Source organism: Candidatus Omnitrophota bacterium (assembly GCA_023819145.1).
GTDB lineage: Bacteria > Omnitrophota > Gorgyraeia > DTHP01 > DTHP01 > JBFWKV01.
This window is the reverse complement of record JAMWCW010000003.1, coordinates 137,320-144,176: the sequence shown is the minus strand read 5'-3', so window position 1 is coordinate 144,176 and position 6,857 is coordinate 137,320. Positions and strand designations below refer to the sequence as shown.

Genomic DNA, 6,857 nt, shown 5'->3' with positions numbered 1-6,857 from the left:
TTTCGTTGCCTCTTTTACTACATTCATTCTGATAAAAAAATTAACATCCGGAACCAAAAAAGAATAAGCATTTAATTCTCCCAAAAGTCGCATCGCTTCAGCGAGCAAAACATCAATTTCTTTATCTTGCCACTCAAAATCACGGTTAATAAAAGAAGGGCTAAAACTTTTGTATTGGTATTGTTGTTTATAAGTTCCTGCCTGAAAGTTTTTCATGGCTTTGACAAAATAGTTTTTTATATTGTCATTTTATTAAAATTTTGGAAATATGTCAAGTTATATTTCCATTTTAAATTAATCCTTTATTTTTGAAACTAAAGAAACTATCTTTGGCTACAATGATATGGTCAACAACTTCTATCCCTAAAATTTTTCCTACCTCTTTTAATCTTTTGGTTATTTCTAAATCCTCTTCCGATGGTTCAGGGTCGCCTGAGGGATGATTATGGACCAATATAACTGCGGCGGCTTTATTTTTAATGGCTTCTCCAAATACCTCGCGGGGATGAACAATACTTGCATCTAAACTGCCGACTGAAACTTCTGCGATTAAGTGACCTCTACTGTTAAGGGCAATAATATAAAAATGTTCTTTGTGATAATCCTTAAGTTTGCTTTTTATAAGCCGATAAACTTTTTCAGGGGAAGTAAGTTCTTTGCTTTTATAAGCTGGGGTTTGCGTTGAAAGGCGACGACCAATTTCAAACGCCGCTTTTATTTGGCAGGCTTTTGCTAAACCAATTCCTTTGATAGAGGATAATTCCTCAATGCTTGCCTCGGCTAATTTCTGAAGACTACCAAATTGCGCCAATAGTTTTTGCGCGGTAACTGCCACGGATTCACCGCAAACACCGCGGCCCAAAATAAGTTCCAATAACTCCTGTGCTGAAAGCGCCTCTTCGCCAAATTTAACCAATCGTTCGCGCGGTCGCTCATCTTTTGGCAAGTCGTGGATAGTAAATGATTTGTTCATATTTTTACTTTAATAAATTATCAACGGAAACATCAAGGCTCCCACACCACCTTTTTCTTAATTGCTTTAATTCTTATCATCCAGGCTAGCTTGAATTCGTTTTTTAAGTTGGATAAAGGCTTTACTTCTCAATTTCAAATTATGCTCTCGTTCCCTTGCATCTTTTTCTGTTCTATATGCTTCATAATAAATCAATTCAAAAGGTCCTCTTAATTTAGTAGCCAAAACCGATCCTCTGTTATGCTCTCTTAATCTTCTTCTTAAATCATTAGTTGAACCTAAATAAAGGTTGTTGTCTTTTTTGCTTTTTATCAAATAAACATAATACATAATTTATTGGTGTGGGGGTAAATTTCTGAAGCGTGTCAATTGATTTCATAAACTTTTTAATTTCCTCGCCAATCTGCCTGCCGAAGCCCGAGCCGAAGGCGAGGGCGATGCGGATAATTCAATATGGTGGAGCCGAGGGGATTTGAACCCCTGACCCACAGACTGCCAGCCTGTTGCTCTCCCAACTGAGCTACGGCCCCAAAGATTTTTGCTATTATAGACAAATAAAATAACAAAAATACCCTTTTATGTCAATACAATTGACACATCCAGATTTGAATGGTATATTAATAACTATGATTGCACAGATTTTTAAGAGATTTCCCAAATTATTTCTTTGGTTACTGGTTCTTGGTTACGGGTTAGGGGGGTTATTAAATTCCGGATATAGTCAGGAAAAAAGTGCGGTTTATGTCGTCCCCATAAAAGGGGTAATTGACTTGGGGCTTTCGGCATTTGTTAAACGCGTAACCAGAGAAGCAAAGGAAGAACACGCCTCTGCAGTAATAGTAGAGATTGATACTTTTGGGGGAAGAGTGGATGCTGCTGGGGAAATTGTTAAATCCTTGGAAGAGCTAAAGCCCATTCCCGTAAAGGCATTTGTGTTAGGTGAAGCCTGGTCTGCAGGGGCATTGATTTCTCTTGCCTGTGAAGAAATTTACATGACTCCTGGTTCAAGTATTGGCTCCGCAGAACCCCGTGCCATAGGCATGGGTAATGAAGAAGAAGTAAAAGACGAAAAAACCATTTCCGCTTTAAGAGCGAAATTTAAAGCTACCGCAGAAGCAAATAAACACAGTCCTAAATTGGCAGAGGCTTTTGTGGATAAAGATTTAGAATTAAAATTGGTAAGAATCGGTGAAGAAAATTTTATCCTTTACCCTGAGGAAGTTGCAGAGAAAAAAAGTGAACTGGGAGAAGAAAAAATAAAAATAATAAAAACCGTGACAGAAAAAGGTAAACTTCTCAATCTCACTGCCGAAGAGGCAAAAGAATTGGGGATGGTAAAAAAAATTATTTCTCAGCGCGAAGAACTCCTTGCGTTTTTAAATCTAAAAGAAAAAGAAATGTTTGAACCTAAACCCAGCTGGTCGGAAAATCTGGTGCGCTTCTTGACCCATCCAATTGTGAGTTCCTTACTTTTAACGTTGGGTTTCTTGGGAATTATCTTTGAGATAAAAATCCCTGGCTGGGGGATAGCAGGAACCTTGGGGGTAATTTCTTTAGCACTATTTTTCTGGGGACATTATCTTGTAGGTCTAGCAAACTGGACGGAGATAATATTTTTCATCCTTGCACTGATTCTAATCTTTTTAGAAATTTTTGTCTTTCCCGGATTTGGCTTCGCAGGAATCTCAGGAGGAATACTGCTTTTGGTTAGCATTTTCTTAGCTTTAATTAAACACCCCTTGCATACCCCGCACAGAGAACTACTTCAAGCATTTCAGGTTGTTGTTTACTCTTTCTTTGCTACTTTGGTAGTGTTACTGTTGTCCATAAATTTTCTTCCTCGCACCGGACTCTGGAAAAGAATAATTTTACAAGAGAAAGAATCTAAAGAAGAAGGTTACAGTACTATTGATTTGACTAAAGAAAATTTAATCGGTAAAATAGGTAAAACTATTACCTATCTTAGACCATCGGGTAAGGCAGAATTCTCGGGAAAAGTCCTGGATGTAATCAGCGAAGGTGAATTTATTGAAAAGGATAAAGAGGTAAAAGTCATAAGTATCGAAGGAGCAAAAGTAGTAGTTAAATCGATTTAATTCCTGATTTACAAATAAATCAAGGAATAAGATAATGCCTAATTGGTTATTGGTTTTAACGCTTATTTTATTAGGCTATGTGCTTTTAGCCATTGAGATTTTAATTATTCCCGGTTTTGGCATACTGGGAATGAGTGGAATTGCCTCTTTAATCCTTGCTTCCTATTTCGCTTGGACAAAATTAAACCTTGGATTAGGATTGATTGTTTCTTTAGGCAGTTTGATGCTTATTATTTTATCATGGAGGCTCTTTCCCAAAACCAAAATCTGGAAAAAACTCCGTTTGGAACATCAGGAAACGAAAGAAGCAGGTTTTAAACCCTTTAAAGGCGATTTAAGTAGTTTAGTCAACAAAATAGGGAAAACCATCTCACCTCTTCGCCCTGTTGGAATATGCTTAATTGAAGGGAAAAGAATCGATGCACTCTCTGAAGGAGGGGTATTCATTGAACAGAATAAACAAGTTTTAGTCATAAAAACAGAAGGCAATCGTGTCATCGTCAAACAAATTTAGTTAAAACCAGTTAACATTTAACCAAGAATGGAGGTGCAAAATGCCTGTATTTGTCATCGCTATAGTTATTGTAGCAACGCTTTTTCTCTTTGGCTATTTCATTCCCGTGCGACTCTGGATTGCGGCTATTGCCGCAGGAGTAAGAATTTCTATCTTCAGTCTAATCGGCATGCGCCTACGCAATGTTGACCCGCGGATTATTGTTCCCGGTCTAATTATGCTCCATAAAGCTGGGCTTTCTATAAAATTGGATGGATTAGAAGCGCATTATCTTGCAGGCGGAGACGTAATTCGTGTCGTTAAAGCATTAATCTCTGCAGATAAAGCAAATCTCGACTTAAAATTTGAACGGGCCTGTGCTATCGACCTTGCGGGACGGGATGTTTTGGATGCAGTGAAAACTTCAGTAAATCCCAAAGTAATTGATGCCCCTAAAGAAGGAGTTCTGGCAGCAGTCGCCAAAGATGGCATAGAATTAAAGGCAAAAGCACGCGTAACGGTGCGTGCCAATATCGAACGGCTGGTAGGAGGAGCAACTGAGGAAACGATTATCGCCCGTGTTGGGGAAGGAATTGTTACTACCATCGGTTCTGCCGAGAGTTATAAAAATGTTTTAGAGAACCCTGATTTAATTTCTAAAACTGTTTTGGCAAAAGGGTTGGATTCGGGCACTGCTTTTGAGATTCTTTCCATTGATATTGCGGATGTTGATGTAGGGAAAAATATCGGCGCTCAGCTTCAGGCAGACCAGGCAGAAGCAGATTTAAAAGTTGCCCAGGCAAAAGCGGAGACAAGAAGGGCTCTTGCCGTAGCCCAAGAGCAGGAAATGAAAGCACGCGTCCAAGAGATGCGAGCAAAGGTGGTAGAAGCAGAGGCAGAAATTCCTAAAGCAATTGCTTATGCCTTTAAAGAGGGAAAACTGGGAGTAATGGATTATTATTCGCTACGAAACATCCAAGCAGATACGGAGATGCGGGAGCGAATTGGTAAACCGACTGAGGAGAAAAAGAAAGAAAAAGATTAAATATAAATTTATCTATAACAATCCGTTTGTAAAGAGGTAATTTAGGTAATGGAGAATTTATTTTTTCTATTTTTTATCGTTATCCTCTTTGTCTTACAATCGGTGGGACAAATTTTAGAACGCAAGAAAAGACATACACCTGTTGAAGAAAAAACTTCCCCCAAAAACCCCTTAGAAGACCTTTTGGAAACTCTGGAAATACCCTACGGGGAAGAAAATCTTCCTGCAGAGGTAGTGTTTGAAGAAAAAGAAAAAGCGCAAGAATTAGAAGTTGAAAAAATTCAAGAGATAAACTTAGAAAAAAAAGAAAAGGTTGAAGAAATAAAACTATCTAAAACAGAAAAGGGAGAAACAATCTCTCCCCATGAATTAGAAACTGCCATAATTTACTCTGCGATTATCGGACCTCCTCGAGCCTTGCAATTACGTCAAGGAGCAAAAAATAGACAGGTGCTTCACTAGTAAAAAGTGGTAGTAGAGTTTATGGGTATAAGAATTAATGCTGGAGTGGTGGAATGGCATACACGCCGGTCTCAAAAACCGGTGGGGTTACACCCGTGTGGGTTCAACTCCCACCTCCAGCATATAAATCTTAAAGCGTATTTTTAACTAGTTCTTTCTTTATTTTTCGGGTGGCAGTTTTGGGAAGGTCCTTGCGTATCTCAAATCCACGGATGTGCTTATAGGCAGCCAAACGTTCGTTTAAAGCCTTTACCTCTTTCTCCAAAAACTCCCTTATTTTATCTAAATCTTTATCTAACGTCAAACCCAGGTATTCTTCATGAGGAACAATTAAGGCATATACCTTCTCCTCGGGATAACCAAACTCTCTCTTACCAATGACGCATACTTCACGAATCGCGGGTTTCTTGAGTAATTCTTCTTCTAATTCTTCAGGATAAACTTTTAACCCCGATTCCAAAACAATTACATTTTTTTCTCTTCCCAGAATATAGAGAAAACCATGGCTATCTATTCTTCCTATATCACCCGTATAGAGCCAATTGTCTCTCAAAGCGCTTTTTGACTCCTGGGTATTTTTATAATAGCCAAGCATTACATTTTCACCCCTTACCAATACTTCTCCCGTAGCGAAATCGTTCTCGATTCTTACCTCTATACCCGGAAGAGGTTTTCCTACTGAACCGATGCGGTTTTCTAAAGGAGTATTCACAGAAATAACGGGAGAAGCTTCGGTTAGTCCATAGCCCTGTAATATTGTAATCCCCAAAACATCAAACCACCAAATAATAAAAGGAGACAAAGGAGCTCCTCCACTGACAAAAAATTTTAAACTCCTGCCAAAGCGCTCATGGATTTTTTTAAACATTATCTTACCCAAATTTAAATTAAACAACCGAAATACCGCACAGATTCCAAAACATAAATAAAAAATAAGTTTTTTCTTTAGGGAAATTTGTTTTATGTGTTTTAATATCTCCATACGGATTAAACGTAATATGCCAGGGACTACCATCACAAAAGTTACCTTCTCGTCCTTCATCGTATCTAAAATATAATCGGGTCTCAATGAACTGATATAAGTAATCTTCGCTCCCGAAGAGAATGGAGCAAGTAATCCGCAGGTGAGCTCAAACATATGAGAAAGGGGTAAAAGGGACAAAAAATTGTCCCGCCAATCCCATTGAAAAATCTTGCGTATCATTTTTATATTGCTCGTAATGTTACGGTGGCTAAGCATAACCGCCTTAGGATTACCGGTTGTTCCGGATGTGTAAACAAGCATCGCAAGGTCATCTACTGAAACTTCAGTAGAAGGTAAAAATGCAAAATCTTCCTTAAGAATATCAGAGAGACGGCATATCCCATCTCCCTCCCCATCATCAAAACAAATTATTTTCTCAAGTAAAGAGCTTTTGTCCATCTCTGAGATTATAGGGAGGTTATTTTTAGACACAAAGATGATCTTTATCTCCGCGTGCTGAAGAATGAATAAAATTTCCTGTGGCTTCAGATTGATATCAATACCTACTACTACTCCCCCTGCACTTAAAATGGCAAAATAAGCATAGACCCATTCGGGACGATTCTCCGACAAAATGCCAATAGGAGTTCCTTTCTCTATACCCCAATTCTTCAATCGCCAAATGATTTTCTCTACCTTCAACCGAATCTGAGCATAAAAAATGGCCTCTTTTTCCCCATCAGAGACCATCTGTATTCCTACTCTATCTTTAAATTTTTCTGTTGCTTCTGAAAAAATTTCAACAATCGTTTTCATCCGTATCT

General features: G+C 38.4%; 8 protein-coding genes and 2 tRNA genes. 5 read left to right on the top strand and 5 right to left on the bottom strand.

Annotated features, from left to right (window positions below):
• The 4 genes from NC818_02830 to NC818_02815 all read right to left on the bottom strand — a co-directional run.
• Positions 1-216, bottom strand: a 216-nt coding sequence (locus NC818_02830; GenBank protein ID MCM8783699.1) for a Fic family protein, incomplete at its 3' end; no start/stop codon positions are given.
• Between the two features lie 73 nt (positions 217-289).
• On the bottom strand, positions 290-973 hold the full coding sequence (gene radC / locus NC818_02825; GenBank protein MCM8783698.1) for a DNA repair protein RadC: 684 nt from the start codon (positions 971-973) through the stop codon (positions 290-292).
• Positions 974-1,039: 66 nt separating this feature from the next.
• Positions 1,040-1,288 carry a GIY-YIG nuclease family protein gene (locus NC818_02820; GenBank protein ID MCM8783697.1) on the bottom strand — a complete coding sequence of 83 codons (249 nt, stop codon included), beginning with the start codon at positions 1,286-1,288 and terminating at the stop codon, positions 1,040-1,042.
• 139 nt (positions 1,289-1,427) lie between these two features.
• A tRNA-Ala gene (locus NC818_02815) sits at positions 1,428-1,503 on the bottom strand.
• A gap of 48 nt (positions 1,504-1,551) precedes the next feature.
• Between NC818_02815 and NC818_02810 the strand changes: the two genes are divergently transcribed.
• The 5 genes from NC818_02810 (at position 1,552) to NC818_02790 (ending at position 5,191) form a co-directional block, all read left to right on the top strand.
• A complete protein-coding gene (locus NC818_02810) occupies positions 1,552-3,069 on the top strand; it encodes a nodulation protein NfeD (GenBank protein MCM8783696.1) in 1,518 nt (505 codons plus the stop codon).
• A 34-nt stretch (positions 3,070-3,103) separates the two neighbouring features.
• Positions 3,104-3,583 carry a hypothetical protein gene (locus tag NC818_02805; protein MCM8783695.1) on the top strand — a complete coding sequence of 160 codons (480 nt, stop codon included), beginning with the start codon at positions 3,104-3,106 and terminating at the stop codon, positions 3,581-3,583.
• Between the two features lie 40 nt (positions 3,584-3,623).
• The gene (floA, locus tag NC818_02800) at positions 3,624-4,607 is read left to right on the top strand and encodes a flotillin-like protein FloA (protein MCM8783694.1); all 984 of its coding nucleotides are present in this window, start codon (positions 3,624-3,626) and stop codon (positions 4,605-4,607) included.
• A gap of 48 nt (positions 4,608-4,655) precedes the next feature.
• Positions 4,656-5,069, top strand: coding sequence for a hypothetical protein (locus NC818_02795; GenBank protein MCM8783693.1), 414 nt, complete (start codon positions 4,656-4,658; stop codon positions 5,067-5,069).
• A 39-nt stretch (positions 5,070-5,108) separates the two neighbouring features.
• A tRNA-Leu gene (locus tag NC818_02790) sits at positions 5,109-5,191 on the top strand.
• Positions 5,192-5,199: 8 nt separating this feature from the next.
• On the opposite strand, the gene NC818_02785 is transcribed toward NC818_02790, so the two are convergent.
• Positions 5,200-6,849, bottom strand: coding sequence for an AMP-binding protein (locus NC818_02785; GenBank protein MCM8783692.1), 1,650 nt, complete (start codon positions 6,847-6,849; stop codon positions 5,200-5,202).
• Positions 6,850-6,857 lie beyond the last annotated feature (8 nt).

Bases quoted from the DNA above. Each gene is read 5' to 3' on its own strand.
- NC818_02785 (MCM8783692.1), bottom strand. From the start codon at position 6,849: ATGAAAACGATTGTTGAAATTTTTTCAGAAGCAACAGAAAAATTTAAA.
- radC (MCM8783698.1), bottom strand. From the start codon at position 973: ATGAACAAATCATTTACTATCCACGACTTGCCAAAAGATGAGCGACCG.
- floA (MCM8783694.1), top strand. From the start codon at position 3,624: ATGCCTGTATTTGTCATCGCTATAGTTATTGTAGCAACGCTTTTTCTC.
- NC818_02795 (MCM8783693.1), top strand. From the start codon at position 4,656: ATGGAGAATTTATTTTTTCTATTTTTTATCGTTATCCTCTTTGTCTTA.
- NC818_02805 (MCM8783695.1), top strand. From the start codon at position 3,104: ATGCCTAATTGGTTATTGGTTTTAACGCTTATTTTATTAGGCTATGTG.
- NC818_02810 (MCM8783696.1), top strand. From the start codon at position 1,552: ATGTCAATACAATTGACACATCCAGATTTGAATGGTATATTAATAACT.